At 60.1% G+C, this 26,277-nt stretch carries 24 protein-coding genes, 3 pseudogenes and 1 riboswitch; of the genes and pseudogenes, 18 read left to right on the top strand and 9 right to left on the bottom strand.

Annotated features, from left to right (window positions below; all coding sequences use genetic code 11):
• The 3 genes and pseudogenes from FSO04_RS38570 to FSO04_RS38560 all read right to left on the bottom strand — a co-directional run.
• A pseudogene (locus FSO04_RS38570) lies at positions 1-233 on the bottom strand (nitroreductase); the annotation flags it as partial.
• 200 nt (positions 234-433) lie between these two features.
• Complete coding sequence (locus tag FSO04_RS38565; RefSeq protein ID WP_233465163.1) at positions 434-688, bottom strand: DUF2513 domain-containing protein; 255 nt, start codon at positions 686-688, stop codon at positions 434-436.
• 154 nt (positions 689-842) lie between these two features.
• Positions 843-1,160, bottom strand: a complete 318-nt coding sequence (locus FSO04_RS38560) for a hypothetical protein (RefSeq protein WP_063497946.1) — start codon at positions 1,158-1,160, stop codon at positions 843-845.
• A 427-nt stretch (positions 1,161-1,587) separates the two neighbouring features.
• On the opposite strand from FSO04_RS38560, the gene FSO04_RS38555 reads away from it, so the two are divergent.
• From FSO04_RS38555 to FSO04_RS38545, 3 genes are all read left to right on the top strand, one after another.
• Entirely contained in the window at positions 1,588-1,848 is a 261-nt protein-coding gene (locus FSO04_RS38555) for a transcriptional regulator (protein ID WP_154566700.1), read from the top strand.
• A 479-nt stretch (positions 1,849-2,327) separates the two neighbouring features.
• Positions 2,328-2,552 (top strand): CDGSH iron-sulfur domain-containing protein, encoded by a 225-nt coding sequence (locus FSO04_RS38550; RefSeq protein WP_063496116.1) that lies wholly within the window; start codon positions 2,328-2,330, stop codon positions 2,550-2,552.
• Between the two features lie 246 nt (positions 2,553-2,798).
• Complete coding sequence (locus FSO04_RS38545; RefSeq protein WP_233465162.1) at positions 2,799-3,158, top strand: hypothetical protein; 360 nt, start codon at positions 2,799-2,801, stop codon at positions 3,156-3,158.
• Positions 3,159-3,776: 618 nt separating this feature from the next.
• Here the strand turns inward: FSO04_RS38545 and FSO04_RS38540 are convergent.
• Positions 3,777-5,360, bottom strand: a complete 1,584-nt coding sequence (locus tag FSO04_RS38540; RefSeq protein ID WP_154566697.1) for an EAL domain-containing protein — start codon at positions 5,358-5,360, stop codon at positions 3,777-3,779.
• A gap of 726 nt (positions 5,361-6,086) precedes the next feature.
• On the opposite strand from FSO04_RS38540, the gene FSO04_RS38535 reads away from it, so the two are divergent.
• On the top strand, positions 6,087-6,350 hold the full coding sequence (locus FSO04_RS38535; RefSeq protein WP_154566696.1) for a hypothetical protein: 264 nt from the start codon (positions 6,087-6,089) through the stop codon (positions 6,348-6,350).
• A gap of 288 nt (positions 6,351-6,638) precedes the next feature.
• The gene (locus tag FSO04_RS38530) at positions 6,639-6,911 is read left to right on the top strand and encodes a hypothetical protein (protein WP_154566695.1); all 273 of its coding nucleotides are present in this window, start codon (positions 6,639-6,641) and stop codon (positions 6,909-6,911) included.
• A gap of 1,285 nt (positions 6,912-8,196) precedes the next feature.
• On the opposite strand, the gene FSO04_RS38520 is transcribed toward FSO04_RS38530, so the two are convergent.
• Positions 8,197-9,120, bottom strand: a complete 924-nt coding sequence (locus FSO04_RS38520; RefSeq protein ID WP_233465161.1) for a hypothetical protein — start codon at positions 9,118-9,120, stop codon at positions 8,197-8,199.
• A gap of 329 nt (positions 9,121-9,449) precedes the next feature.
• Between FSO04_RS38520 and FSO04_RS38515 the strand changes: the two genes are divergently transcribed.
• Entirely contained in the window at positions 9,450-10,220 is a 771-nt protein-coding gene (locus tag FSO04_RS38515) for an SDR family oxidoreductase (protein ID WP_168435981.1), read from the top strand.
• 390 nt (positions 10,221-10,610) lie between these two features.
• On the opposite strand, the gene FSO04_RS38510 is transcribed toward FSO04_RS38515, so the two are convergent.
• A complete protein-coding gene (locus FSO04_RS38510) occupies positions 10,611-11,507 on the bottom strand; it encodes a LysR family transcriptional regulator (RefSeq protein WP_154566693.1) in 897 nt (298 codons plus the stop codon).
• 116 nt (positions 11,508-11,623) lie between these two features.
• Here FSO04_RS38510 and FSO04_RS38505 point away from each other — a divergent pair, with 116 nt between their 5' ends.
• The 4 genes and pseudogenes from FSO04_RS38505 to FSO04_RS38490 all read left to right on the top strand — a co-directional run bounded on the left by FSO04_RS38505 (position 11,624) and on the right by FSO04_RS38490 (position 15,453).
• Positions 11,624-12,904: an MFS transporter gene (locus FSO04_RS38505; protein WP_154566692.1), complete on the top strand. Its 1,281-nt coding sequence runs from the start codon at positions 11,624-11,626 to the stop codon at positions 12,902-12,904.
• Between the two features lie 31 nt (positions 12,905-12,935).
• Entirely contained in the window at positions 12,936-13,838 is a 903-nt protein-coding gene (locus tag FSO04_RS38500; protein WP_154566691.1) for an amidohydrolase family protein, read from the top strand.
• 119 nt (positions 13,839-13,957) lie between these two features.
• Positions 13,958-14,071, top strand: a pseudogene (locus FSO04_RS38495) (carboxyvinyl-carboxyphosphonate phosphorylmutase); the annotation flags it as partial.
• A gap of 50 nt (positions 14,072-14,121) precedes the next feature.
• Positions 14,122-15,453 carry an MFS transporter gene (locus FSO04_RS38490; protein ID WP_154566690.1) on the top strand — a complete coding sequence of 444 codons (1,332 nt, stop codon included), beginning with the start codon at positions 14,122-14,124 and terminating at the stop codon, positions 15,451-15,453.
• A 191-nt stretch (positions 15,454-15,644) separates the two neighbouring features.
• Here the strand turns inward: FSO04_RS38490 and FSO04_RS38485 are convergent, their stop codons facing one another.
• Positions 15,645-16,379 (bottom strand): TetR/AcrR family transcriptional regulator, encoded by a 735-nt coding sequence (locus FSO04_RS38485; protein WP_199203095.1) that lies wholly within the window; start codon positions 16,377-16,379, stop codon positions 15,645-15,647.
• 70 nt (positions 16,380-16,449) lie between these two features.
• Between FSO04_RS38485 and FSO04_RS38480 the strand changes: the two genes are divergently transcribed.
• The 3 genes from FSO04_RS38480 to FSO04_RS38470 all read left to right on the top strand — a co-directional run bounded on the left by FSO04_RS38480 (position 16,450) and on the right by FSO04_RS38470 (position 19,222).
• Positions 16,450-17,031, top strand: coding sequence for a hydrolase (locus tag FSO04_RS38480; protein WP_154566688.1), 582 nt, complete (start codon positions 16,450-16,452; stop codon positions 17,029-17,031).
• Positions 17,032-17,072: 41 nt separating this feature from the next.
• Positions 17,073-18,155 carry an FUSC family protein gene (locus FSO04_RS38475; RefSeq protein WP_166618342.1) on the top strand — a complete coding sequence of 361 codons (1,083 nt, stop codon included), beginning with the start codon at positions 17,073-17,075 and terminating at the stop codon, positions 18,153-18,155.
• A gap of 279 nt (positions 18,156-18,434) precedes the next feature.
• Positions 18,435-18,617, top strand: a riboswitch (yybP-ykoY riboswitch).
• Between the two features lie 14 nt (positions 18,618-18,631).
• A complete protein-coding gene (locus FSO04_RS38470; RefSeq protein WP_154566686.1) occupies positions 18,632-19,222 on the top strand; it encodes a TMEM165/GDT1 family protein in 591 nt (196 codons plus the stop codon).
• Positions 19,223-19,804: 582 nt separating this feature from the next.
• Here the strand turns inward: FSO04_RS38470 and FSO04_RS46605 are convergent.
• Positions 19,805-20,386, bottom strand: coding sequence for a hypothetical protein (locus tag FSO04_RS46605; protein ID WP_166618341.1), 582 nt, complete (start codon positions 20,384-20,386; stop codon positions 19,805-19,807).
• On the opposite strand from FSO04_RS46605, the gene FSO04_RS38465 reads away from it, so the two are divergent.
• On the top strand, positions 20,300-21,961 hold the full coding sequence (locus FSO04_RS38465) for a putative bifunctional diguanylate cyclase/phosphodiesterase (RefSeq protein WP_325063552.1): 1,662 nt from the start codon (positions 20,300-20,302) through the stop codon (positions 21,959-21,961). The two genes, FSO04_RS46605 and FSO04_RS38465, sit on opposite strands and share 87 nt — an antisense overlap.
• Before the next feature lie 94 nt (positions 21,962-22,055).
• On the opposite strand, the gene FSO04_RS38460 is transcribed toward FSO04_RS38465, so the two are convergent.
• Positions 22,056-22,808 (bottom strand): hypothetical protein, encoded by a 753-nt coding sequence (locus tag FSO04_RS38460; RefSeq protein WP_154566684.1) that lies wholly within the window; start codon positions 22,806-22,808, stop codon positions 22,056-22,058.
• A 299-nt stretch (positions 22,809-23,107) separates the two neighbouring features.
• On the opposite strand from FSO04_RS38460, the gene FSO04_RS38455 reads away from it, so the two are divergent.
• From FSO04_RS38455 to FSO04_RS48885, 4 genes and pseudogenes are all read left to right on the top strand, one after another.
• Positions 23,108-23,911, top strand: a complete 804-nt coding sequence (locus FSO04_RS38455; RefSeq protein WP_154566683.1) for an anti-sigma factor family protein — start codon at positions 23,108-23,110, stop codon at positions 23,909-23,911.
• Between the two features lie 83 nt (positions 23,912-23,994).
• Positions 23,995-24,921 carry a DUF1571 domain-containing protein gene (locus FSO04_RS38450; protein WP_166618339.1) on the top strand — a complete coding sequence of 309 codons (927 nt, stop codon included), beginning with the start codon at positions 23,995-23,997 and terminating at the stop codon, positions 24,919-24,921.
• 161 nt (positions 24,922-25,082) lie between these two features.
• Positions 25,083-25,883: pseudogene (locus FSO04_RS38445) on the top strand (acetoacetate decarboxylase family protein).
• Between the two features lie 46 nt (positions 25,884-25,929).
• Complete coding sequence (locus FSO04_RS48885; RefSeq protein WP_154566698.1) at positions 25,930-26,088, top strand: tautomerase family protein; 159 nt, start codon at positions 25,930-25,932, stop codon at positions 26,086-26,088.
• Positions 26,089-26,277: the final 189 nt, after the last annotated feature.

Below are 26,277 nucleotides of genomic sequence, written 5' to 3'. Positions count from 1 at the left end.
CTGGAAAGATCGAATCTGCGCGCGGGCGGCAAAGCGCCGCAGCGCAGTTCGTTGTAGCGTGTAGTCAGGCTATCCGCGGCTAACGGCAGATCAATGCGCGGTGCGCCGTGAAACACCCGGAACGGATACGGTTGGGTTGCCCAGTCGAGTTTCCCGGGGCCAGGGGCGTAGCCGCCGACGCGATGCTTGCTGCGCTCGTGATATTCAAGCATCGCATGCTTTAACCGGTCCATGTTCCCCTCAGACCAGGAATATCCGCACATGCGACTGTACAAAACCGGCTGGCTGGACGGTGGGCGCGGTCGTCATCAAGTCGTGGAATCGAACGCGCTTCGGCAAACTGCTATTGCGATCGGCGGCTCCTGTGCGATGCCCCTGCAATCGGGTTGTCTTCACGAAAGCCGGGGGATGTTTCCAGCGCTTAGGTCACCCTTCAGGTGTCTTCGAAGGTATTCGGGACCGCCGATTTCAAAAACTCGTGGCCATCCCAGGTTAGCCGCCAGTCGCTACCCATCGAGCGGACGAGATTTGCGTCGGCCAGCAGGTTCAACTGATACCCCACACCCCGGTTCGAAACATCGAACGCATCCTTGAGCGCGCCTTCAATGTCAAATTCGCTGAGGTGCGGGGATTTGTTTTCCTCGAGAGTCTTCAATATTGCGAGTGCCAGATTCATATCGCGTTTCACGATCTCCTCCTGTCGCAGATAGGACACGCATCGAAAGGGCGCCACGGGTACAACGTCCGCGCAATCGATGTGATTCCGGGTTCCCAACAGGCTCATGCCACGGTCCGAACGCGTAGGGTGAATTTCAACACCAGTCGCGAGCGCTGCCTGGGATTCAACGCTTCGGTCCCCTCATACCCTCGGTTTCCATCGCAGCATTCCGCTCTTCGCAGGCTTCAATGGGTTCCATGGTCTCGTCGATGGAAGCTGTCGCGCGTTCTGTGGCCGCCTTCGTTTCGTCGACGGTGGAACCGGGTCCTCCGTCGTCGTCGCTCGGGGGCTGCAGCATGTCTCGAAGCATGGCCTCCAACTCCGGCGTGTCCCACGGCGCGCCATGCTGTTCTCTTTTCTTTATGTAGTGCCTGACTTCTGCGTCCTGCTCCGGCGTCAGGGGAAGACCGCGAAATGTGCTTTGGGGGGTAGCGTCGGTCATGGTATTGCTCCGGAATTTATCCCATTTTAAGTGTAGCCCTGTTGTGGCCAACGAACCTCTGCTATCGGTCTGCGCATGGACTGATCCGTCCATTCGCATCGGCTCGTCCAGCGAGCGGACGTTGCAATCGGCACAGATACGAGCCCGGGCGCTTTGCGCACCAATGCAAATTGCGACGGGTCATGAAGGATGGCAGGACCTATGACAAAACTGTTCGGACAGTTTTCCATCGAGCGCGTGCACAAAAGCTGTACGCTGGTGATTCCCGACTGCGACAGGATCGGACCCAGATGAGCGGATGGCATTCGGTTTTCACAACCTCAGCCGCAGCTATGACGCACTTGGGCACTGCCTAACGTTCTGGGGTTATGACAACGTCGTGAAGGGGACCACGAATATCGGTATCGGACAGACGGGAGGGCGGAAGATGCAACTGATCGAACCGGATGAACGCCAGGCTTTCCTGGCGACCTTGCAGCGCAAGGGACTGACAGAAGGTGAATTCGACCTGCTGGAAACGGATACGACTGACCCCAAGGGCGACGAGAACGTCGGCCTGCAGGGATATGTCACCGTAACCAGACTATCAACACAAATTGCGAGGGAATACCCCATCGGCTTCGAAACCGGTTGGGTGCAGCATTTCAGACAGGATCTCGAAGCCGGCGTCTTCGATAAGCCGGAATGAGATCCCGCTGTTGCGGCGAACTCTCCGAGCGTAGCAAGCAGGTATGGCGAAGTGGACGCGGGATCAACGGCGGGGGAGGGAGTGATGTGGCCTTGTCGATCCGGAGCGATGCGGGCGGCATCGATCAGTAACCCCAAGGCATCCCAGAGCCCAATGCGCCTACGCGGCGGTCTTGACTGGTGTCAGCGTGGCCCTGCCAAGTCGCGCCCTGCAATCTGACAGGTGACCGTCCGCTTACGGGGCGTCGAGTTCGAGCGTCCGAAACTGTGGCCGATAGTTACCGCCTCCACCAAGCCAGATCATGATGTCCTCATACCATTCGCGGCGAACCTTTCCACAAGCTTTTGTGCGATGCCACAACGCTCGCCGCACCTTCATGTGGTATCAGATATAGACTGAAATTGACCTGTATTCAGGTTGCCGCATCGAGTGTCCCGAACGTGTGCGGAACGCGTGATTCAGAATCAGCGGAGGCTCAAATGGCGACTGCAATTATTACCCCCCGGAATGATGGCCCGTACCACATCAAGGGCGACTTCAAGATTACCACTCAAGGCGGGAAAAACATTGAGGTGGATAAGGACGAGGTCTGGCTGTGTCGATGTGGCCACTCGCAGAACAAGCCATTCTGCGACGGTTCGCACAAGAAGTACGAGTTCAAGAGCAATCTTGACGAACAGCCGCAGGAAGGTGAAACACCCTGATGCATCAGGCGCTGTCGACAAGTTCGGCGCGGGCTTCGCACACGCGTCAAGGCTGTGCATTGTCCCAACGAGACTGTGCGTGGTTTCACGCTGCCCGAGCGCGCGCAGGCATACAGGAAAAGCAGACGATGGGGGACGCGAGTGTCGTGGACATCGCTAACCGGAAGGCGCGTTCTTGCAGTGCTCGTACTCTGCCTAGGTGTTACGTGCCTGGCAATTGGCGCGCCGCTGCTGTTCGAGTTGTCAGTGATCAGCCGTGCCATGAGCGATTTTCGGCTGGATGAGGCAGTCGAAAACGCCCGAATTTCCCGTGGCGAAAAGCCTGCTATAGAGGATCTCCTTAACCCGCCATACCTGAAGCGATACGGCCTGGACCTGAACTTGTACACGGACAAGCACGGTCGTTTTTTGCCAACAGGCTCTGACTGGCAACAATGGGGACTTCGGACAAAGGCGGCGGCGACTGTGATGTGGCTGGGTCATGATCCACCCGGGACATGTTGGACCTTCGGTCAGATAAGGTGCGTCGACCGCTTTTACGAAGCTTATGGCGACAGCGAGCCGATCGTCGATGTCGCTGATGCTTGCCTCGGCGAGCCACATTGAGCAACGTATGTGCAATCGGGGAGGCGCGGCGGAGCAAGAAGATCGGGACTTCGCAAAATGAGCTGGATATCGCGCGCTTCCGGGACAAAACATGTCGCTGAACTCGCGCTGAAGATTGCCGGCTAGCGCCACCAACTCGACCGCGCACGTCTCGCCCGAAACCGATCGAACGTCACCCGCATCCGCAAGGCCCGCGCCCCCCCTTTTTCGTGTCCGCGGAATCCGTTCGTCGTTCTCGAAAGCGGACAGACAGCGCATCATGTAAGGTGGCACGCGGCTGCAATCGGCATCCGGCCTGAATGGCCGATGACTTGCCGGCAGACACCAGGGGACGAATGGCTGTTTCACCTTGGAAGCTGCCGTAAAAGTCACTCCGGGTCGAAGGGCAGTTCAGGGTCGTCTTACGCCACTCGCATAGACGCCGCGCGCGGCGATGCTCCGACATCTGCGTCGGACCCGGTGCGGCCATTTCCGGACCCACGGATTAGACTTGGAGATGTCTGCTGTTCCAGGCACAAGAGACGATCGGTTTTCAGCATCCCCCGGAAAGTGGTGTCGTCGGCCAGCTGCGGTTCGTAGGTGCATTGGGCACGCGTGGCATCGCATCGCGCACCAGGATTATTGATGGATCGGCTGAAGCGTCGATCTGCTTTCGTTAAGCCAGACGATAAGTTCATTAACACGCATGGCCTTCGCAAACAACCAGCCCTGTCCATACTGGACGCCTCTCTGCACCAGATATTCGACCTGGACATCGCGCTCGACGCCTTCCGCCACGATTTCCACCCCCAGTTCGTGTGCCATCTCGATGATATGAGGCGCGACGACGCTGGATGCTGCGTCTTGTGCAATGGTGTCGATAAATGACTTGTCGATTTTCAGGACATCGATCGTAAAGGTTTGCAGATACGACAGACTGGAATACCCGGTTCCAAAATCATCGATATAGACAGGGTGGCCAGCATCCCTGAATGCCGCTATTGTTTGCCGCGTTGCGTCGGCATCCATGAAGCTTCGCTCGGTTGCTTCGATTCTGACCTGAGCAGGTCGAATCCCCGTCTCCTGCAACCGGGCCGTAAGAACGTTCAGGAAACGGCGCGTCCGCAAATCCTCGCTGCTCACGTTGATTGAGACGTAGAACGAAGGACGCGTGCGCAAGAGCTTCGACAGCTCGTCAAGGGTCTTGTCCAGTACGAGGTCCGTCAACTGCTGAATCAGGCCGTTTTGCTCTGCGACCGCGACAAAAATTTCCGGCGAAATGTGGCGTCCGTTCAGGTTCCACCTGACAAGCGCTTCTGCGCCAACGCATTCGCCGCTCGTGAGGCGGACGATCGGCTGGAAAACCACGTCGAGTTTCTTGCGTGCTATAGCCCATTCGAGCGTCGCCGGGAAGGAGAGTTGCCGCGAAATTCGCCTGAACGCAATCCAGCCGAGCGCACCGCCGACAACGACACCAATCGAGAGCCACATCACAAGCAAACCCGTCCAGTAGCCCACGAGGCTACTGCGCGGGGATTTGACTACCACCCCGAGGGGCCGGCTTGACGAACGGGCGACAGCGTAGTGCCACTGTTCATTGTCCACGTGCCCAGCCAGCTTCCATGCGTTGAGGATGTCGTCGGCATCCGCACCCGGCGACAACGCAAGGATTGCGTTCGTCTCGACATTGATCACCGCGATCGGTCGTCGGGCGGGGTCGATAAGATCGACGTAGGACTGCGGGTCGATCGAGACATAGTGTCCGTTGCGGCCAATCTGGATATCCTGACGCTCGTCGCTGAGGGGGTTCTTATGCCTGAACCAGACCAGATAGCCGTCTTTGGTCCGCCAATCGGGCGCAGGCATCGTCAGTTGTTGCGCCCGAACGTCGCCTAAAAGCGGTGAGCACAGATAGCGTCCACCACCGTACGCCCCCCCGTCCTGCACGTATCGGTAGTTGAAAGACACGCGGGCAAACCGTGCGATCTGGGCGGGAGAGCAAAGACTGCCGGGGGCCGCCTCCATATCCGCAATAGCGGCGAATGCCTGGTAGGTGACAAGCTCCGTGCGCATCACGGCTTTCGCGGCGAACTGCTGCAAATCTTCCTGCTCGCGACGTTCTGCATCCTCGTCGGCGATATAGATGCTGGTCAGCACGGGGGCAACTGTAACTATGCAGCCCAGCGCGACAGAAGCAGAAATAAGCGACAGCCGCTTGATCATCTCGCAAGTCCCGTCGTGAATGACCGTAAGGGAGGCTTCGCGCCACATGCGGCATGCTCAGAGTCGAACGTATGAGATTACGATGCCAGCCTGAAGGATAGTATCTGGCGCTATTTTTTCAATGCGTCTGATTTATGCGCCCTCTATCCGCTCCAGGGCGAATGCGAGCGGCCGACCTCCGACGGTAAGCGGGCGTTTATCGCTTCGTCGCCCGAGTCGGCTTCGGGTCGGGGGCTGACCATCGAAGTCGCTAGGGCAAAGGAGCGAATCGACGCGGCGAGGTCGGCGGGCGTCAACGCAATGAAGGCGCGGCGTGCGCTGGCGTGCCTGGACCAGGAGCTCGCGGACGCAAAAAAGCGCATGATCGAAGAATTCCATCGCGTGCCCAGCAACCCGTACGCATAACGATCGACGGCGACAAGAGGTGAGGCACGACGGGCCGCTTTCGAGCGGCTTTTTCTTTGCCCAGCACCTGATTGCAAACTCCAATCAAGGCCAGAGCATTCCGCCGATCGGCGCGGTACTGAACGAATCGACGCGATGAAGTGGTTCACGCAGGCGCCGTCCGACCACGGCAAACTGAAGTACCTTATCCGACCGATCATGGCGCGTAAGACCTCACCTCGTTGCGGGCACCACGAGGCGCGCATTCTGTAAAGAACGAACGTCCTGGAATGCTTGTTGCTTAGCCTAACCTGTCCAGTGCGCAGACGCTGGGGAGGAAATATGTACGGCCATTCTTGCGAACCGTATCGGGGGCACGGCGTTTACGTCGAGGTAACGGAGAATCAATCCGTGTCGTTCAACGGTACCGAGCGGCGTTACGCAGTCGCGTGGTACGTGTATAAGCGGGAGCCCTTCATCCAGGCAAACGTGATTGCACGTTTTGCCGAGTCGGTTGAATTTTTGTCCACTGACGAGGCAGTGCGTTACGCAGAGGGGCGCGCGCATACGTTCGTCGATTGCTCACGCGTCATCTCGAGGGAGTGACGTCACCACGCACAAGTGATGTGTGGCTGCTCCAGGTGCATGTTACGGTGTATCCATATGATCTCGCCGCAGACGCGGAAAAGCCGGTTGCATGGGCGGCGGGAAATTTTTTCGCAACAACGTGATCTACCGCGCAGTGTGACGCACAGGTACTCCCTGATTATTGATAGCGCTGACTCACCAGTGGCTGTATGAAGAAGTGGTCGGGACAGTGGCGTTTTGTGCCCCCGGCGTGAAAGTCCGATTTGAAGCCGGCGGAATGTCACCTGACGATAAGAGGAGTTCATCATGCTGCGGTGGATAGCCAGCTGGGCTGTACGCAACGCTCTTACTCCGGAGAAGCAGGCCGAAAAAGCGTTGCGGGAATTGCGTCTGGAACTCTTCCAGGCTGAACAACGGATCCTTGACGCCCAGATGCACGCAGATTACTACCGAGCTCGCCTGGCCTTTTGTGAAGCGGTGTTGAAAAGCGGCATCGAGCAGGTAAGCGATCAGCGGAAGGAGCCGCAGACAGGCTGGCAGGCATTGAGGACAGGCCCCAAACTCACAGCGGCCCAATAGCGCAAACCCTGCGCGGGCGGAGCGACGACTCCTTCCAGATTTCGCCATTCAGACTGAACAGCTCGGTGACGCCATCGACGAGCTGCGGCCGGTATTCCGACAGTCGCCGCCGACGACGGGTCGGCTCCAGCTCTTCAACAGTTGGCCGGATCGCCCCACCGCCCGGTCTTGCGTCCCCCTGGGCGACTGGCTTCGACCGGCGCTCTGCGCCCAGCGTCGATACGCCTGCCCAGTGCATTGCAGTGCGCTCGTGCTGCCACGAACAAGTCAGACCAACAGCATCGACACGGGTCCGCCGGCCGGCATGACTCGTCTCTCTTCCCGGTCGATTCGCCAGGACATTTACCCCCGCGCCAGAAAAAAAGCCGACACGACCTGTCGGCTTTTTTTCGTCAGCGTGTGGGCGAGCGCTTGTGCGAATCTACGGACCCGGGAAGTGTCTTTCATTTGGAGAGTTTGTTGAGAGCGAGCACGGCGACTGTGGGTTGCGAGTCGGTACAACGACCGGTTCGCCGAGCGAGTGCATTGCGCGCATTGCGACGGGCGCATCTTCGGGTACGCTCCCTAACCGAAGCTTCGGTCACATGCGTTCGGACGCAAGGCACACGACACTCTGGTCTTCTTCCGTTGCGTCTAGCCTCGTGCCGGACCTTCAATCAGAAAATCCCGGTTGTCCGCCATGCGTTACGCCAGAGACGCCGGGGCGATATGGAGTAGGGTCTACGGCTTGCTCCAGACCTGTTTCCAACACATGAGAAAGGTACCGCGGGCGTCCCTTGCGACTGCTCCTTCGACCGGACACGCGGTGCCCACTAGTGCGGGGCCGAAGTGGGCGACCTCTCTATCCGCGTCAGCGAGTACATCGGCGGGCACCCGGCCCCAAATCGACAAGCTGGCAAGTACGCCTGTACAGCCAACCAGGATTACGAGAGTACGTTTTAATCGGGTCGGGCGGCTGGCGATAAAATCAAATGGCATTGGGAAGCCTCGTCTGGCGGGGGACTTATGAGCGGTCTTATCGGCACCGGCCTCCGAAACCATAGATCTCCGTTCAATCTTTTTTTTCGGGACAGATTGCGAGGAGAAGGGCGAATGATGGGTCGAAGCTAAAGCGGCAATCGTCCCGGCGTTTGGGTCGACTTATTCGTAGTCCACGAGTGCATGTCCCGCCTCGACTGGCAGCTCGCTGCCAGTCCCACCAGTATCGATGAAAGCGGGACGGACTATCTATATCGGGTCGGTTACGGAAACTATCCGCGCAGGCGCGATCCGAGCTCACGATGTTTTAGGCGCTTAGCACCTGTTTGAACCGTTGCAAGTCAACTCGCCGATCGACTGTAGCCTCCATTCGACGCTCGAGCGACTCCTTGCGCTTTTCTTCAGCGTTCGCGATGAAGTCGGACAGTTCGCGCTCCAAGGCTGAGTCTTTGGCACCCGGCTTCCACCTCGCGGCTCCGTGCCGCCGGCGCGTGGCCCGAGCAAGTGCTAGCGCTGCCATCGCAGCCTTCGCACATTCGTATTCAACCTGACCACAAAGGTCGATTGGCTCGCCGAATTCGCGAAACGCTTCCACATATTCCCGAGCGGCGTGCACTGTCGCCGGATACTCACGGAGCTCGGAGATAACTTCGCGGCTCAACACATGCCAGTGAAGCCTGTCCAGGTAGGCAAAGGCGGGAATGGAAACGCCTTTACTGGCTTCGCGGTTCAAATGGCCGACCGGCTCCGCTGCTGCCCAGGTGGCCTTATGCATCATTGTCCGACAGGTTCGGGCGTAGCTTTCCAGCGATAACGCTAGTTCCAGTGCAGTATCGCGTCGCTGACGCTTGCGCTCCCTAGCATCCCTCGCTGAAATCCAGGCGAGCGTTATGACAGAACCGACTGCCGCTGATGTCAGCGCCAAAGTTACCGGAGTGTTCCAGTCGACTCGCTGGAGAAATTCAAGCCATTCCTGCCGCATACGATGCGCCTCGGAGAAAGAGGTGCAGAGAGTATAAGCAATCGTTTGCGCAGTAATCAGAGCAAAATTGGCGTTGTGTGTTTTCGCCACAATCGCTTTAGTGCGGCGGTGAGCATCTTGACAAAATATGCTGATCCAGGGGACCAACCGAACCAGAACCAGGGGAGGGGCGTCAAGATATTCAGGACCGGTCCGCTTCCTAAGTAGACGGGGTCTGCTGGTCGTGGCCACCACCGTTTGCTCGCTCAATCGGCAAGCTTCGGCCAGAAGCTAGATGCACCGTCCTAGATCGTTGGTGATCGATTTGGAATCAGTGACGGATAAGGCATAGGTCGGGGAGAAGAGGGTAATGCCAGATTCAAGGTGCGAGCGCCGCGCATTGAACGCCTAAACTGTTTCAACGCATGGACAGGGGGAAACTCGTGACGCGATTCGCTGAAGGCGATGTCGAAACGGGCCGGACGTCGAGTATGGAACGCTGAGCCGAACGTCGGGATTCGCCATAGCAGACGCGAGGGAGGCGCGGTCGCTGGTGTCCATCGGGTCGCGCGGCTTCGGAACCACCAGGAGGAGCGGCTGTGAAGAAAGAGCAACAGGTTGCACTTGTGACAAATGCGTCGGACTATGCCGGCCCGCCTGCCGTAGCAGCACTGCTGGATGCGGGATTCCGCGTGCTTGCCCACGATGATTCCTTCGTGGACGACATCGCGTGGGAGCACTTTTCGAACGCGAATGGCAGTGTCGAGCGTGTGAGCGGCAAAAGTGTTGAGGTGCTGGTCGAAGCCGCATGGGCCGTCACTGGGCGGGTTGATGCCATTGTCAGTAACGACCACTTTCCCGCTATCCATCGGCCCACTGTAGATGCATCACTGGACGGCCTGCGGCAGACACTAGAAAAGCTGGTGGTCGGTCCTTTCGCTTTGGTAAAGGCGGCCATCCCGCGTATGAGACAGCAGGGCGGCGGGAATCTCGTATTAGTGACATCGTGCAGGACGAAACTGCCGATGCATGGAGGCGCCATTCCTGATGCTGCGAGGGATGCCGCGAATGCATTGGCTCGATCGTTTTCCGTCGAACTTGCGCCACTTAACATTGCCGTCAACGCGGTGGCACCGAACTTCCTGTATAGCGAGGCTTATTATCCACGCGCTGTCTTCGTAGACGAGCCGGAAGGCCGTGACTACGTCAGGACTACGGTACCAGTGGGTCGGCTAGGCCGGCCGGAAGAGATCGGCGAACTGATCTGCTTTCTCGCATCGACACAGTCCCGGTTTCTGACTGGCGCTGTAATTGACTTTTCCGGCGGGTGGCCTGCTGCTGCGACGAGGCCCGGAACGACCGACGATTGAGTGCGGTTCGCGCAACGTGGCGCCGATCAATGACAGGCAGCGACCGGCCATGAAGCGTCATTCGCCTGACTCGTCGCTCGGACATTCGGGCGTCCGTTCCTCGCTGATTACGGTCGTTTGATTGGTGACGATAGAAGCGGCATGCCTGGACATGCTCCTTTTCGTGACGTCCGCCAAAGTGGACAATGCAGACCGAAAGCAGTGGGAAGAGGCAGTTCAAAAAGACCATTGCCTCGGACTTCACATAATCGAGCGCGAAGAAATCATCACGCTGATGATGACGCCAGAGAATGCTTCGCTTCGCGCCAGCTTCCTCCACCGCGATTTCGGTGTCGAACCGAAGGTCGCACACCTCCATGCGACGAACGGCTCATTCGCGCCGAAGTGGCATCAGGTCGAGAGATTCGGACGAAGCAACGATGCGAACTTATCTGCGAGGGCCGGCTTCGAACGGTGCGGCCAGATGGCACTCAGCTCGAAGAACGGAAGCGCGGCGCCATCGCGGACCTCGCACAGTCTGACGCCAGCGAACTGAATGGCCTGCACGGACTGCGGCAACAAGGACGCGCCGCATCCGGAGGCGACGCAGGCTAGCACCGTGAGCGAGCGGTTTGCGTGCTGGACGACGTTCGCCTCGCATCCTGCCTTCCTGAAGGCGCTCAGGATCCCCGCTTGAATCACGGGAAGCTGATCGTGCGGAAACCAGACGAGCCCCAGGTCGGCGAGCTCGCGCAGACTCACCTTGCCGTCTTCCGAAACCGGATGTGCAAGCGGCATCACCGCGAGCATCCGCTCCCGGACGATCAGCTTCTCGCGCATCTTGCCTCCCACAGCCACCGGCGTATGGAGCAGGCCCAGATCGATGCTCCCCTCCTCGAGTGCGGCGGCCTGCTCGGCGTTGCTCATTTCTTTCAACACCAGCTCGACGCCGGGCACCTGGGCCCGCAGCTCTGCTATCGACCTCGGCAACACGTCGAACAACGCCGTGGAAGCGAACCCGACCGTCAGCCTGCCGCCGAGCTTGGCACCAATGTCCCGGGCCCGCTTTTCTGCGGCGTCGATACGCGAAACGCCGAGGCGAATGTCGTCCACGATCGCCGCGCCAGCGGTGGTCAGCGCGGCGCCACGCCGCGTGCGCTCGAATAGTTTGACGCCGAGTTCGCGCTCGATGCGGGTAATTGCCTGGCTCAGGGCCGGCTGCGCAATGCCCAGCGCCTGAGCGGCGCCCGTCACGCTTCCGGCGTCCGCGACCGCCAGGAAGTACTTGAGGTTTCGCGCAGATTCCATATTGTCGCGTTATGAATAAAGATCGTTTCCATAGTACCCGCGATCATCCACGCATCCTAGACTCCCGGAAACGATCGACACATCAAGGCGAAAAGCGCCCGACAAGGAGACAGACTATGCGCTGGTACGAGGAAATCTCCCGAGCGGAGAAGCGAGCGCTGTGGAGCTGCTTCGCGGGCTGGGGGCTGGACGGCGTGGATACCCAGCTCTTTAGCCTTGTCATTCCCACGCTGCTGGCCACCTGGGGCATCGGCAAGGGCGAGGCCGGCCTGATCGGTGGCGCCACGCTGGTGGCTGGCGCGCTTGGTGGACTGCTCGCAGGTACGCTTTCCGACCGATTCGGCCGGGTCCGCACGTTGCAGATAACGGTCGTCTGGTTCTCGCTTTTCACGTTTCTGAGCGCTTTTGCGCAGAACTTCGACCAGCTACTCGTACTGAAGGTACTCCAAGGCCTGGGTTTCGGCGGCGAATGGACGGCTGGAGCGGTGCTTCTGAGCGAGACCATCAATGCCAGGCATCGAGGCAAAGCCATGGGCATCGTGCAAAGCGCGTGGGGATTCGGTTGGGCGGGAGCGGTCATCCTTTATACAGTCGTCTTCTCGCTGGCGTCCCCCGAATGGGCTTGGCGCGTCCTGTTTGCCGCCGGGGCGTTGCCCGCACTGCTGGTCATCTATCTGCGACGCAACGTTGTGGAGCCGGGACGAGACACGTGTCGGACCAAACACATCCATGACAAGCAGGGCGTCTTCAACACCGCCGCGGGCATCTTTCACCGATCCGTCATTCGCACGACCGTTGTCGGCGCCCTGATCGGACTGGGCGCCCATGGCGGGTACCATGCGATCACGACCTGGCTGCCGACCTACCTGAAGACGGAGCGGCATCTATCCGTACTCGGTACCGGCGGCTACCTGGCGGTGGTCATCGTCGCGTTCATTCTTGGCTGTTTCCTGAGCGCCTGGCTTCAGGACCGGATAGGTCGTCGCCGCAACGTCATTCTGTTTGCGCTTTGTTGCGCCGCGACCGTGAATCTGTACGTATTCCTCCCGATCGGCGACACGGCCATGCTCATTCTGAGCTTTCCGCTCGGCCTCTTCGCGGCCGGCATCCCCGCCACACTTGGCGCGCTCTTCAACGAACTGTATCCGCAGGGGATCAGGGGCACCGGCGTCGGATTCTGCTACAACTTCGGCCGCGTCGTGTCTGCAAGTTTCCCTGTGCTGATCGGGCACATGAGCAACTCCATGCCGCTCGGCGCGGCGCTCGGCATCGACGCGGGAATCGCGTATGGCATGGTCGTGCTCGCCGCCTTGCTGCTGCCCGAGACAAACAGGCAACGCGCTGCCGGCCCTGCGTCGCTCGTCGTCTCCGAAACGCCGGCGCCGTCGCCCAAGTGACGTGTATTCAACAATCGGAAAGCCAAGACCCATGAGCGCTCTTGACCTCAGTACGAGCGATGCGGCAATACATGCTGCCGACGCAGGGGCCGGCGTGGCCGAGTGGCTTCGTGACCCAACACCTCGTGTCACCGCTGTCGATTCACATGCGCACGTGTTCGTGCGAGGGTTGCCACTCGCTCCGCAGCGGCGCCACGCACCGGACTACGATGCAACGCTGGATACATACGTTAGGTATCTCGCAGGGAATGATGTGTCACACGCGGTTCTCGTGCAACCCAGTTTTCTCGGAACCGACAACTCGTTCTTTGTGGCGATATGTCGAAAGTATCCGCAACGATTTCGCGGCGTCGCAGTAGTCGCCCCAGCCGTGTCAGACGAAGAACTGGAGTCACTTGCCGATGCTGGCGTAGTCGGCATGAGGCTGAACCTTCTGGGGCTGCCGCTTCCAGACCTTCGAAGCGGCGATTGGCGGCGTCTTCTCGCGCGCGCCAATAGTCTGCGATGGCACGTCGAGGTGCACCGTGAGGCGAGAGATTTGCCCGTGGTCGTCAGCGAGCTGCTCGCGCAGCGATGCACGGTGGTCGTCGATCACTTCGGCAGGCCGGATGCGGAAGCCGGGGCATCGGATCCTGGGTTCAGATATCTGCTCTCGACTGCCGATACCGGCAAGGTGTGGGTGAAGCTGTCGGCCGCTTATCGAAGCTCGCGGGGCGACGGCGGGCTTGACCTTGGAGAGGAGCTTACCCCCCTGCTGCTGGAGGCTTTCAGTGCCGAGCGCCTCGTCTGGGGCAGCGACTGGCCGCATACCGAGCATCAGGACTTAATTGACTATGCAGCGTCGCTTCGCGCGCTAGCGACCTGGGTTCCGGAGGAGTCGACCCGACTGGCGATTCTCAGCCGGTCAGCCAGAGAGTTGTTTCGTTTCGGTTAACGCGGCATGCGCCGTCAACCGATTCACTACCGATTGAGGACGGCCCTATGAACTCCACTACCGCTTCTCGGCGATTGGCGTTTCGCCAACAGGTTGCCGCGCGCAAGGGATTGCTGATGCCCGGAGTGCTCGACGAGGATCCGGCGATCGTCGCGCCCTTCGGCGAGCGCCAGCGACTCGCCAATAAGCCGATCTACGACGAGCTCGACGCACGATACAAGGACGCCGATTGACCGCGACGAATACCCCCTTCCAAAAAACGAACGACGTAGGAGACACCGATATGGCAAGGATTCCCGATCACGTTTTGCAACAAGGCCCGGCGATCGCGGGTTCAGAGGCGGAGGAGAAACGCGCCGAGGCAGTGCGCCTGCGCTCATTGATCGGCGCGCTCATGGGCAACCTGATCGAGTGGTACGATTTCCTCGCTTACAGCGTATTCTCCATCTATTTCGCTTCGTCGTTCTTTCCGAGCGAAAACGCCACAGTGCAGCTGATGAACACTGCCGCAATCGCTGCGGTGGGGTATGTTGCCCGACCTCTTGGAAGCTGGTTGATCGGATTCTATGCGGACCGCCTGGGTCGCAAGCTGGCTCTAACGTGGTCGGTTGCAGGGATGTGTTTCGGGTCGCTGATTGTCGCTGTAGCTCCGGGGTATCAAACCATCGGCGTATTTGCCCCTGCGCTGCTTATTGCAGCACGACTTCTCCAAGGTCTAAGCATGGGAGGTGAATACGGTACGAGCGCAACCTATCTGAGCGAGGTGGCGCCTGCCAATCGACGTGGGTTCTATCTCGGCTTTCTGCAGGTCAGCGTCGTCGCAGGACAGCTTCTCGCCCTAGGCCTTATGTTGCTCATGCAACGACTACTTTTCACTGCGGATCAGATCGAGCGATGGGGGTGGCGCATTCCATTCGTCATCGGCGGTCTTCTCGCACTTTTCGCCATGTACATGAGGCGTCATGTCAGCGAAACACAGGCCTTCCAGCACGGCCGCCGGGAATCGTCACCGCCCGTGGTTCGTCAGCTGATCCAGCATTGGCGCAACATTCTGCTCGCGATCGGCATCACGGTAGGTGGAACGGTCGCCTTCTACACGTACACCGTCTACATGCAGAAGTTCCTGGTCAACTCCGCCGGGTTGAGCAAGCAGACCTCGACGCTCATCACCACCGGCGCGCTGCTTTTGTACCTACCCCTGCAACCGTTGTTCGGTCTGGCGTCGGACCTGATCGGGCGCCGCCCCGTTCTGATCTTTTTCGGTTTGAGTTGCACGCTGTTCCCCGTTCCGCTTTTCGAGGCCCTCAGCCGCACGAAAAGCACGGTGACGATGTTCATGCTCTGTTTCGCCGGGCTGCTCATGCTGAGCGGATTCACTTCCATCCACATGCTGGTGAAGACGGAACTTTTTCCGGCGCGGATCAGGGCACTTGCGGTCGGGCTCCCCTACGCGCTAACAACCGCGGTCCTCGGCGGCACGACGGAATTTGTCGCGTTGCGGTTCAAGGCGTCCGGCCACGAGTCGTACTTCTTCTGGTACGTCACAATCTGGGCCGCCATTTCGCTGCTCGTCTATCTACGGATGCCTGAAACCAATGTCAGGCGGCGGCAGTGAGCCCGGCGCACCTTGCTTCGTAGAACCAGCGCGACTGCCGGCACCGTAGCGCGAAAATTCGCCGGCGTGGATGGGTTGACCGTTTCAACCGGGACGCGCCACATTCAAACGGTTGCGAAAGCGTCCAGGTGCACGCCGCCGGACGTGTTCGTTGCGCGGCGACGGGATGAGGCGCAGGGCAGCAACAGCATTCACGCCGAGACGCCGGACTTGCCCTTGCTCTTCGGACCGACGCCTTTGCCCGAAGCGGAACGCTCCTTGGGTGTTGCGCCTCGATGCGCTGCGCCGGTTTGTCCACCACGCGTGGCTTCCATCACGTCCTCAAGGTAGTGCTCTACCACGCGCTGGAACTCCAGCATCGCCGCGTGATGGTCAACCACGCTCGCATCGTAGCTCAGCGTGACGGCCGCCTTCATAAGATGCTGGACGACCACGGACCGGAACAATGCTTCTTCCACGGACAATCGCGGCGCGAGGGCAGCCAGCACGGATGCGATTCCTTTGCGCAATCTTTCGCGTACCCCAGTGGCGCCGGGCAATGCGATATCACGCGCGTCGACCAGCACCACGAAAGCGGGGTACGTCGTGCGAAACGCCACGAAAAACGTCGTCAGTCGGCCCGCAACGACCGATACATCAAGCAACGGCACCTCCTCGCTCAGCTGGTCGAACGCTGCTTCAAGCTCGGTCACGTATTGCTCGATCAGCGTACCTGCGACCTGCTCTTTCGTCGGAAAGAACTGGTAAAGCGAACCGATCGACGCCCCCGCGCGCGCGGCGATCGCTGTCATCGTCGTTGCTTCGTACCCCCTTTCGGCGAATTCCGCGCTTGCGGCTTCCAGCAACGACGCCACCCGCGCGTGTCCGCGGGCGCGGCGCGGCGCCTTCGCCTCGCCCGTATTCGGCGTTGACTTTTGTGAGGCCATTCTCATATACTGTTTGTGAGCACCCCCTCACAATACACCAGCGGCTCGCCGCTTTCAATGGAAGGCCATCATGTTGCAAAACCTTGACCCCAAGACTACCGCTCTCGTTCTGATCGATCTTCAGGAGGGCATTCTCGGATTCGGGAAAGCGCCCCGACCCGCCGCAGCCGTGGTGGCTACCGCGGCAACGCTCGCAAAGCGCTTCCGGGAAGTGAACGCGCCGGTCGTCCTGGTCCGGGTGGGCTGGAGCGCCGACTTCGGCGATGCACTGAAGCAGCCCATCGATCAGCCCATCGCGCTTCCCCCCGGCGGACTGCCCTCGAACTGGTGGGACTTTCCCGCCGAACTGGCGGTGGAGGAGCGCGACATCAAGATCACGAAACGCCAATGGAGCGCTTTTTACGGCACCGAGCTCGACCTGCAATTGCGGCGTCGCGGCATCGAAACCATTGTGCTGGGCGGGATTTCGACGAACATCGGCGTCGAGTCGACGGCTCGCGCCGCGCACGAGCACGGGTACTCGCTGGTGCTCGTCGAGGACGCAATGAGCTGCGGCGCGCCCGAGCATCACCATGCGTCGCTGAATTACATCTTCCCGAGGCTCGGTCTCGTGCGGCGATCCGTCGACGTACTCGAGGCGCTCGCAGCCTGATGACGCCCGATGGACAAGCACAGCGTGGCCGGAGAGAGACGATGAGCAGCGAACGTCACACCGGAGCTTCGTCGCTCTTGCGCCGCGTCGAAACCGTGTTCGACATGCGGGCGTTGGGTCGCGCCATGTTTGCGCTCGTCCCGCTGCTCCTCCTTGCAGTCATATCGGGCAGATCCGAGTGGCTTACCGCTGCAATCGTGCCGGTCGCGATGCTCATCGCGCTCGACCACTCGCAGCTTGCGCCGCTCAGCGTCTTCGCGCACGCTTTGGCGATCAGCGCGGGCTTCGTGATCCTGATGGCGTCGCTCGCGCACCCGCTGCTCTTTGTCGTAGCCACAGTCCTGCTGGGCATGGGATCCGTGCTGGTGACCGCGGGCGGCAGTGCCTTGCGCCCGCTCGGCAATTTCACGTTCATTCCCTCGCTGTATCTTGCCTGCGAAAGTGGGGAAGGCGTCACGCGGCAGGCGCTTATTACCCGGAGCGTTGAGGTCCTGCCGTTCCTGTTGATAGCCGCATTGCCGATCCTGCTCCTTGCGTCAGTCGAGCACTTCCGCTCGCGTGAAACCGGCCAGCCGACTCTTGCGCATTTCGCAAAGTGGACTCGCCTCTCCCCAAACAACGAGCGCAACGCATATATCGAGCTGATGATCACCGTCGCGCTCGCGGTCGCTTGCGCTGCCGTACTTGTCGAATGGCGGCACGTCGATCATGGTCAGTGGATGATCTGGTCGGCCGCCAGCGTCGTTACCGGAAATGCAGCAAGCGCCCGGCAGAAGTTTCGCAGCCGGCTCACCGGGGCCGTTGTCGGCGTTTCCTTCGGAGTGATCGTCGGATTGATGATCCCTCATGCGTTATTTATGCGTGTGCTCGTTGTGTTCGCCGCAATGCTGACGCTCATCTGCATTCGTCCGTACACGCTCGCATTCGGCGTCCGGTGCGCCTGTGCGGCAATAGCCTTTGTATTAGCGGGAAAGCCGTGGATTTTTGGAGGCGAACGCCTGCTGAACGTGGCAGTCGGCAGCGCCATTGGGCTGCTGTGTGCGCTCACGGCATCCGCCATTGCGGCGCACATGAAAGACACGTGCCGCTCGACGTGTGACGCCCCAAGACCCCGACAAGACTGAGCGGGACTGCGCAGTCGCCTCTGATTAAGGGCTCACGATCGACGTTTAGCTGAAGATCTCATGGTGTTCAGCAAATATGGTAGTGCCGATTCCGATCGCTGCTGCCGTCGAATAGTTGACGCAGGTGCTTCTGGGTAGAAGCCGGTTACTCCCCAAAGACAGGGGCGAGCATATCGCGCCCGAAAGGCATTCGTAATAATCAGCGCTCGCAGCAATGCTCAACCGCGCAAAGCGCTATAGTGGCGACTTGCTTCTGCAACGCATGGCGCGATAAAATCGCGCCTGCTCATTGGGGAGTAGCCGCCTCGAACGCCATGTTCGAGGGCGCACGTCAACATACTTGGCGAGTCGAGAGACCCGCTATGGCGTGCGCAGCTAAATGCCTGGCAAGACCGATGACTCGCATTCCGACCTAACCGGGTCGCCGGAATGCGTGTCATCGCGTTTTTTCTGCGCGGCCCGGGTACAACAACCCCATGCAATCCTTCCTCATTTCGACCAGTGTGGTCGGCCTTGCTGAAATCGGCGACAAGACTCAACTCTTGTCCCTGGTATTGGCAGCGCGATATCGCAAGCCCATTCCCATCATCCTTGGTGTTTTTGTCGCCACCCTCATCAATCATGGTGCATCCGGCGCACTCGGCGCGTGGCTCGCGAGCGTTCTGAGTCCGGGCATTCTGAATTGGGCGGTTGTCGCCTCGTTCGCCGTGATGGCCGTGTGGATTCTCGTTCCGGACAAGCTGGACGACGCCGATGCGGTTTTGACGAAAAACTCGATGGGTGTGTTCGGCACAACCGCGCTCACATTCTTTCTCGCCGAGATGGGCGACAAAACCCAAATCGTCACGATTGCCCTGGCGGCACGCTTTCATGAGTTCTTCGGCGTGGTTGCGGGTACGACACTCGGCATGATGCTGGCCAATGTGCCCGTCATCTACCTGGGACACAAATTCGCCGACCGCCTGCCAACAAAGGCGGTCCACATTCTGGCCGCCATCATCTTCGTTGTCCTCGGTGGCCTCGCGCTCAGGACCGCGCTGTACCCGCAAGCGCATCCGCTGTTCTAGTTAGAGGCTGACGCGCGCACCGCACTCCACCAACGCGAGACCTTTAGAAAAAATCCGAGCGTGCCGTTAATATGCGGTGGTCCGACAAAACGTGGACCGGGATCGGAGTCGTCCGTCGTTTACTCGGTTCGAAGTCAACGAAAGAACTGAGCGATGCTTCGGATCACGACTTCCGGATACGCACGCCGTCTACGGGAAGACTGACACTTTCAGTTTCCTTCCGCCCAACCTGCTCGAACAGGGCGCCTCGTCGACGTGCCGTTCCACATCGGAGCAATCGTGACCAGACAGAAAGGCACCCAAAGGCGTCGATATCTGTGGCGACGCAACGCAGCAGAAGACCGAGTTGAGCAGACGTCGTCGAATGTGCCCCCCGCGCGGCGCACCGCCGTATTTGGTCTCGTCCTCGTTCTATTGAGCGTGCCGCTCCTGGCCTTCTGGGGAGCGTATGAAAGCTTGAGTGCCGGTTTCGCCGCGCAAGCTGCCAACGAGGCGGATAAGGCTTTCGAGGAAGCTCGCTATAGCGTTGCGTGGGAGGAATCGGCCGAACGCAAGTACTTTCTGGACCCGCGTCCGGAGGTTCTACGCGAGCACCGCGAGGCCGGTGAAGCACTTGACGCAGCGCTGAAGAGGGCAGTGGCACTTGAGCCTGGCAGCAGCGCAATGCTGCGCGGCCTGCTGGAGAAGCACGCGAAGTATCGAGCGTTCGCCAAACCGATGTTCAAGGCCGTCGATGATCACGACATCGCGAGAGCTAATGAGATCGACGAGGATTCGGCCGATCCACTCTTCGACGATATCGAGCAAAAGGTTCTCGCGGCAGCGGCACAGCACCGCGACGATGCGACGATGCAACTCGACCGGCTCGTTGCCGTGCAACGGATCGTCCTGATATCGACCCCCGTGGTACTCGCGATCGGCGTTGGGCTCTCGCTGCTGTTTCTTCAGATGCTGCGGCGCATTCGCAAGAACGTGGATGCGGCGGCCCAGGACGCGCTGCGCAGCAGCGAACAGAGGCTGCAGGCGCTTGTCGCGAACACGTCGGATGCGATACTCGTTTCCGACGTCAACGGGACTGTGACTTACGAGGCGCCGACGCGAAGACCGGACCCCTTGAAGAACATGGGCCAGCTCGTCGGCACCAGTCTGCTCGATCCGATTCATCCCACTGACCGTCCCACGCTGCAGGGCCTGTTGGAGACCGTGTCGTCGACGGCTCGATCCACGAAATCCATCGAGATCCGTACGCGAGGCGAAGGCGAAGCGTGGCGCTATATTCAGCTTACCTTGACGAATCTGCTCGACGAACCGGCTGTCGGCGCAATCGTGGCGACCGCAAGCGACACCACCGAAAGGAAGAACTTCGAGGAGCAGCTCGCGCGAAGGGCGTTCTACGATACGCTCACCTCGTTACCGAACCGCGCACTGCTGCTCGATCGTATTAGCCAGGCCGAAGCTCGCGCGCGTGAGCGTAATGCGATGATCGGCGTTGTCTTCGTCGACCTGGACAACTTCAAGCGGGTGAACGACAGTCTCGGACACCACGTGGGAGACCGGCTGCTGATCGCAGCGGCCAAACGCCTCGAAGGGTGCATTCGCCCGACCGACACCGTCGCGCGGTTGGGCGGAGACGAGTTCGTCATCCTGCTGGAACACCTCGGGAGTGAGGCGACGAGCGAAGGCACCCTGGTTGCGGACAACATCCTGGCGCAATTCAGTCAACCGTTCGATCTCGACAACAAACAGTACATCGTCAGCGCGAGCGTTGGGCTGGCATTCGCGCACGCTGGGCGCGGCCGCGGCGATGCTGATACGTTGTTGCGGGACGCCGACGTCGCGATGTACCGGGCCAAGAACGGTGGAAAGGGCCGCTACGTGGTTTTCGAAGAGAACATGCACGCGGAAGCAGTCAAAAAGCTGGAGATTGAAACGGACCTGCGTCACGGGATCGAGCATCGCGACCTACGGGTGTATTTCCAGCCCATCATGCAGCTTCAGGAGGCAGGGTTCCGAGAAATGGAAGCGCTCGTGCGATGGCAGCACCCCACGCGAGGTTTGCTGCCGCCCGCCGAGTTCATTGCGATTGCAGAAGAAAGCGGCCTGATCATTCCACTCGGACGATACGTACTGGAAGAGGCTTGCCAGCAAGTCGCCCGCTGGCAGCGGGAGTTCCCGACCGAGCCGCCACTGCAGATTAGCGTCAATCTCTCGCCTCGGCAGTTCGATGATCCCAACCTCGTTACCGACGTGGCTGCGGCGCTGTCCAGTGCTCACATCGGCGCAGGCTCGCTGAAATTGGAGGTCACGGAGGGCCTGATCATGCGGGATACCGAAAGGAGTATCGAGACGCTCCAGAGGCTGAAAGACTTCGGCGTCACAATCGCAATCGACGACTTCGGCACGGGCTATTCATCGCTCAGTTATCTTCGCAGGCTACCGCTGGATGTGCTGAAAATCGACCGATCCTTTGTTCAGGGCATTGGCACGAGTGCTGAGGACGATGCGATCGTTCGCGCCGTCATCTCCATGGCGCAGTCTCTTGGACTGTCCGTCACGGCTGAGGGAATTGAAACGAGTGAGCAGGCAAGGCTCCTTCGAGAATGGTCCTGCCAAACTGGACAGGGCTATCTTTTTTCACGACCTCTGCCTGCGGAGGAGTTTACGGCGCTATTTCGTGCACATTCTGCCGGTTCCACCCGCAGCCATTCTGCGGGCGACTTCACCATGGAGCCGCTCTGACCCGTACGCGAGTGCTGTCGGTTGAACGCGTATCGGTCACCTCTGCAGCAGCGCGATCTCACGAAGCGCCATGAGTACGGCGTGTCGTGTCGTCTCACATCATGCCGCCCATGCTTCCTGTGCCGCCCACCCCGGTTCCACCGGTCCCGCTTGTGCCGGTACCTGGCGATATCGCAATCGGATGTGCGGCCCCCATCGTGGCCATCAGTGCGACGGCGGCTGCGTCCGGTTCGCCATTGGCGTCGATTGCGCCAAGAGTGAGGAGCGCTTCGAGATCGTTGTCCTCGCCCGGCTGTCCGACAGTGAATGCGGTGGTCAGAAAATTGGGGGTGGAAAGCGTAACGCTGTACTTTTGCTGCAGATTCTGGACGACAGCGGCCTGCGCCGTCAGAACGTTGGTCTGATTCTGCAGCGCCTGCTGAAACTGCGTGTTCGTCGCGAAGCCGGCGATCAGCCCGCTTTCATTTGTACCGAGTTGCGCCGCCAGATACGACAACAACAGGTCAGTCTCCGGCGTGACGTTGTACGTGCCGCCAGCGAACGCGGCGGAGTGCAGCGTCGTCCCGCCCGAAGTCGCAGTGATCATGCACGGCATCACTGCGCCGAATGCCGCGTGGTAGTTTCCGTTCGCATCTGCGGCGACCGACATCGAGCCCCGCGTGCAGTTGATGCTGATCGTCGCGTTCGCGAGTGCCTTGCCGGTTGCCGCCGTACCGGCGACCGAAACCATCGACGTGCTGCTTGCGCCACCACCGCCTCCGCCGCCGCAGCCAGCGAACAACGCAACGGACGCAATTAGCAGCCCCGCGCTGACAGAACGGATGACGTGCTGTTGTCGAGTGCTCATCGAAGTCTGCCGGTGGTTCGTATGTCGTCTAAACGATTTCGCGGGGGCGTCTATTCCATCTTTCGCACAACCCTTGATGCTGCGAAGGCATTGCAAACTGCCTGCCACCGCGCGAGGTGGCGGCTGAGTGCCGGAAGGTTTCCCGGCTCTGCCACAGTAAACCTTCACTTCACTCGATTGGAATATAGCGGCCCCGTCATACGTTTATTGGGGACGTAGACGCAAGAAATGATGCATTGCGCCATGCGCGACATTCCATCATCACGCGGCACCCGGTTGGAGGAAGTTTGAAACGAGCCATGAACGACCATGGAGACCGAACGAGACGAGGCTTGGGCGACCAGGATTTGCGGCCACTGTCGGCTTTTGCCGACGATGAATTGTCCGCCACGGAGCACGCGATCATGCTCGTTCGGCTGACGACCAACCCTTGGGCGGCTGAGCGCGTGGCGGACTATCGCGCGCAAAAAGCCGCGCTGACAGCACTGTTCGGAGACCCGCTACACGGTGCGCGTTGTATCGTCGTGCGCCACCGCGCGCCGTGGTGGCAGCAGGCCGGCGTGGCAGCATCCTGGATGGCGATGGGCATGGCGCTCGGCTCGGCACCCGGTTGGATGTCGGCGAATTTCACGGCCGATCCACCCGTGTTCGCGGAGCGCGCCGACATCGCTTACGCGGTGTACGCGCCTGAGCAACGCCACCCCGTGGAGGTAGCGGCGCCGCAACGCGATCATCTGGTCGACTGGCTGTCACGGCGCCTCGGTCAGCGGTTGTCGGTGCCTTCGCTTCGGGAATATGGCTATTCGCTGATTGGCGGTCGCCTCCTGCCCGGCGAGTCCGGCCCTGCCGCGCAGTTCATGTATCAGAACACCGCCGGCGCCCGGCTCACGATGTACGTTGCAGTGGTTCCAAAGGACGCGACGGCATTCCGCCTGTTTCGTGACGGTAATCGCAGCACGTTCTACTGGGAGAGTCAGGGGACGGGATGCGCGCTGACTGGCCTCGTCCCAGAGGTGCAATTGCGATCCATGGCGATCGACGCATGCAGCATGCTCGGGCGGCCGTTCAGAAGCCGGGGAACCAGCGGCGGTTTGAACCCATGATGCTTTGCGGAGTTCGCATTTCCGATCATCCAGCAAGCCGGAGCACGCAGCCTGCCGCGGGTTGGCAGGCAAGCGCGCGGACGTTGCTGCGCGCGTTCGCGTTCGCGTTGACGTGCCTGTTTGTCTCAACGGGCGCTCACGCCCAATCGACCAACCCGATTACGCCGGCTTCATCCGGCACATCGGTGGGATGCGCCGATGTCGCCACGTCGGATACCGTGAGCGTGGACGTCAACCGGTTCCGGTGTCTCACGGCCCGCGAACAGGCAGCTTTGTTGCGAACGTGGATTGAAAACCACTCGCTTCTGTCTCTCACCGACGCTCAGATCCTCTCTCTGATGGACGCGATGAAGCCGGATGCCTTCGTCGAGTACGCGAGGTCCGACATGGTTCCCGACGACGCCTGCGAATACAGGATGTTCCGGCAGGAGCGGATATCCGGAAGATGGTCCGACCGGCCCGATCACATGGTTATCCGCTACCAGGACACTCCTCGAAAAGTCTACGCAAAATGGCTCCCCGATGGCGCCCATGCGGGACAGGAGATTCTCTACGACGAAACAAGGGACCCTGATAGCGTTGTCGGTCATCTGGGCGGAGTGCTGCGCATCGTGACAGGCAAGATCGCCATCGACGGCCCGTTCGCACACACCCAGTCCCGCCATAGCGTCCGCGATCTCGGCCTGCAGTACATCGCGCGCACCATCGAGCATGATGCCCGCAGCTTTCGTGAAGAGGGCCTGACTGAAAAGCCGACCCGCATTGAACTCATGAACGTGCACGGCGCGCGCTTGCTGGCATGGACATGGACTGCTCCCTCAGGGCCTCCAGCGCACTATGCGCAGCGTGTGAGACTGCTGTTCGATCTTCAGCACCCCTGGCCTAGTGGCGAAGCCGCGTGGAACGAGCGCGGCGACCTGCTGGAGATGATCCATTTCGAAGACGTTGTGCCTCGCCACTGGAGCGAACCGATTTTCGATCGACGTAATCCTGAATACGGTTTCCACTGAGGCCGTATCCGGCGAAACCTCCACACCGGTTCGCAAGGATGGGTTGCCGCGATGCAGGGTCGCAGATCTGCAGCTTGGTCGTGCGATTTCGAAAGCGGTAGCAGGCGAGGCACGGCACTATGTGCAGCGACTTCCTATCGTCCCGATGAAGGAGAAACGAAATGCCCAAAGCGTTTTCGGTCCCTATTACTCCGCAAGGACAGTCCGCACTGGCGACGCTGCCGCCGTGGCACTATTCCAGTGACTGTCTCGCCATCGAATACTGGGCCGACCAGAAAGCGATCGCGGCGCTCCTCCCGCCAGGCCTCACGGTGGACGAGAAATCCGGCGGCCGGTCCTTCTTCTGGTTTCTGGATTGGTAGTTCACGGGTTCCAATGACGAATTGACGGACCCGGCCCGCTATCAATACCGCGAAGCCTTCGTTCTGGTCGAGGCGATCTTCGAAGGTGTTCCGGTCAACTACTGCCCATACATCTTCGTCGATAACGATGCCGCCATCGCCCGCGGATGGGCGCAAGGGTTTCCAAAGAAGCTCGCCAGCGTCTACCAGACTCGCAGTTTCTCCGCGCCCAGTCTCGCAGCTGCGCCGCTTGCCAAAGGCAGTCGCTTCGGTGCGAGTGTGTCCGCGCACGGAGAGCGGCTGGCGACTGCCCGTATCCAGCTTGAGGAACCTGTCGCTGACCCGACGACCGTGTTCAACCGGCCAACAACGATGCGCCGTTACTTTCCTCAACTCGCAGCGGGACTTCAGGAGAAGCCACCGGTTGATGAACTGACCATGTCGCTTACCGACAATCTCGCGATCGTGGACGTCTGGACCGGGTCGGCGGAGCTGAAGATTCCTGAGGTCGCCGGTGAGGACATGAACCTGATTGCGCCCGTGCGCGTCGGGCGGGGTTATCGGCTGGGTATGGCGTACTCCGTGACCGACCTGCGCATTCTGAAGAACTACGCCGAGTGATCGTCTGGGTGCCCCAATGCGTTAGCAAGGGGCCCGGTTACGTGGGCTGCCTGAATATAAGCGGGAATTGATACAGCGTCTTTGGAAACTGTTTCAGACCGCGACGGGAGCGCCGGATGACCAGATTGTTGTCGGTATTCAGGACGTGCCAGCCAGTCAGGCGATGGAGATGGGCCAGGTCATGCCGGATGTCGCGAACGAATAGGGTGAGAGGTGGTGCGCCTCGAAGGCGTCCCTGGTCTTTGGCACCCCCATCGCCTGACGGATTGAAGTTGACCCAGAAAAACGGACATCTATCCTTTGGAGAAGGAGGTGCCGATTATGGGCAAGCATCGTACCCCGTACCCGGCGGAATTCCGGGCGCAAATGGTCGAGCTGGTGAAGGCTGGACGCA

It is taken from the genome of Paraburkholderia madseniana, assembly GCF_009690905.1.
Classification (GTDB): domain Bacteria; phylum Pseudomonadota; class Gammaproteobacteria; order Burkholderiales; family Burkholderiaceae; genus Paraburkholderia; species Paraburkholderia madseniana.
The sequence above is the reverse complement of the archived record's forward strand: the minus strand, read 5'-3'. Positions and strand labels throughout refer to the sequence as shown.

Excerpts from the sequence above, each read along its gene's own strand:
- FSO04_RS38560 (WP_063497946.1), bottom strand. The coding sequence starts at position 1,160 with ATGACCGACGCTACCCCCCAAAGCACATTTCGCGGTCTTCCCCTGACG.
- FSO04_RS38555 (WP_154566700.1), top strand. The coding sequence starts at position 1,588 with ATGCAACTGATCGAACCGGATGAACGCCAGGCTTTCCTGGCGACCTTG.
- FSO04_RS38550 (WP_063496116.1), top strand. The coding sequence starts at position 2,328 with ATGGCGACTGCAATTATTACCCCCCGGAATGATGGCCCGTACCACATC.
- FSO04_RS38540 (WP_154566697.1), bottom strand. The coding sequence starts at position 5,360 with ATGATCAAGCGGCTGTCGCTTATTTCTGCTTCTGTCGCGCTGGGCTGC.
- FSO04_RS38535 (WP_154566696.1), top strand. The coding sequence starts at position 6,087 with ATGTACGGCCATTCTTGCGAACCGTATCGGGGGCACGGCGTTTACGTC.
- FSO04_RS38530 (WP_154566695.1), top strand. The coding sequence starts at position 6,639 with ATGCTGCGGTGGATAGCCAGCTGGGCTGTACGCAACGCTCTTACTCCG.
- FSO04_RS38510 (WP_154566693.1), bottom strand. The coding sequence starts at position 11,507 with ATGGAATCTGCGCGAAACCTCAAGTACTTCCTGGCGGTCGCGGACGCC.
- FSO04_RS38505 (WP_154566692.1), top strand. The coding sequence starts at position 11,624 with ATGCGCTGGTACGAGGAAATCTCCCGAGCGGAGAAGCGAGCGCTGTGG.
- FSO04_RS38500 (WP_154566691.1), top strand. The coding sequence starts at position 12,936 with ATGAGCGCTCTTGACCTCAGTACGAGCGATGCGGCAATACATGCTGCC.
- FSO04_RS38490 (WP_154566690.1), top strand. The coding sequence starts at position 14,122 with ATGGCAAGGATTCCCGATCACGTTTTGCAACAAGGCCCGGCGATCGCG.
- FSO04_RS38485 (WP_199203095.1), bottom strand. The coding sequence starts at position 16,379 with ATGGCCTCACAAAAGTCAACGCCGAATACGGGCGAGGCGAAGGCGCCG.
- FSO04_RS38480 (WP_154566688.1), top strand. The coding sequence starts at position 16,450 with ATGTTGCAAAACCTTGACCCCAAGACTACCGCTCTCGTTCTGATCGAT.
- FSO04_RS38475 (WP_166618342.1), top strand. The coding sequence starts at position 17,073 with ATGAGCAGCGAACGTCACACCGGAGCTTCGTCGCTCTTGCGCCGCGTC.
- FSO04_RS38470 (WP_154566686.1), top strand. The coding sequence starts at position 18,632 with ATGCAATCCTTCCTCATTTCGACCAGTGTGGTCGGCCTTGCTGAAATC.
- FSO04_RS46605 (WP_166618341.1), bottom strand. The coding sequence starts at position 20,386 with ATGAATCGGATCGAGCAGACTGGTGCCGACGAGCTGGCCCATGTTCTT.
- FSO04_RS38460 (WP_154566684.1), bottom strand. The coding sequence starts at position 22,808 with ATGAGCACTCGACAACAGCACGTCATCCGTTCTGTCAGCGCGGGGCTG.
- FSO04_RS38455 (WP_154566683.1), top strand. The coding sequence starts at position 23,108 with ATGAACGACCATGGAGACCGAACGAGACGAGGCTTGGGCGACCAGGAT.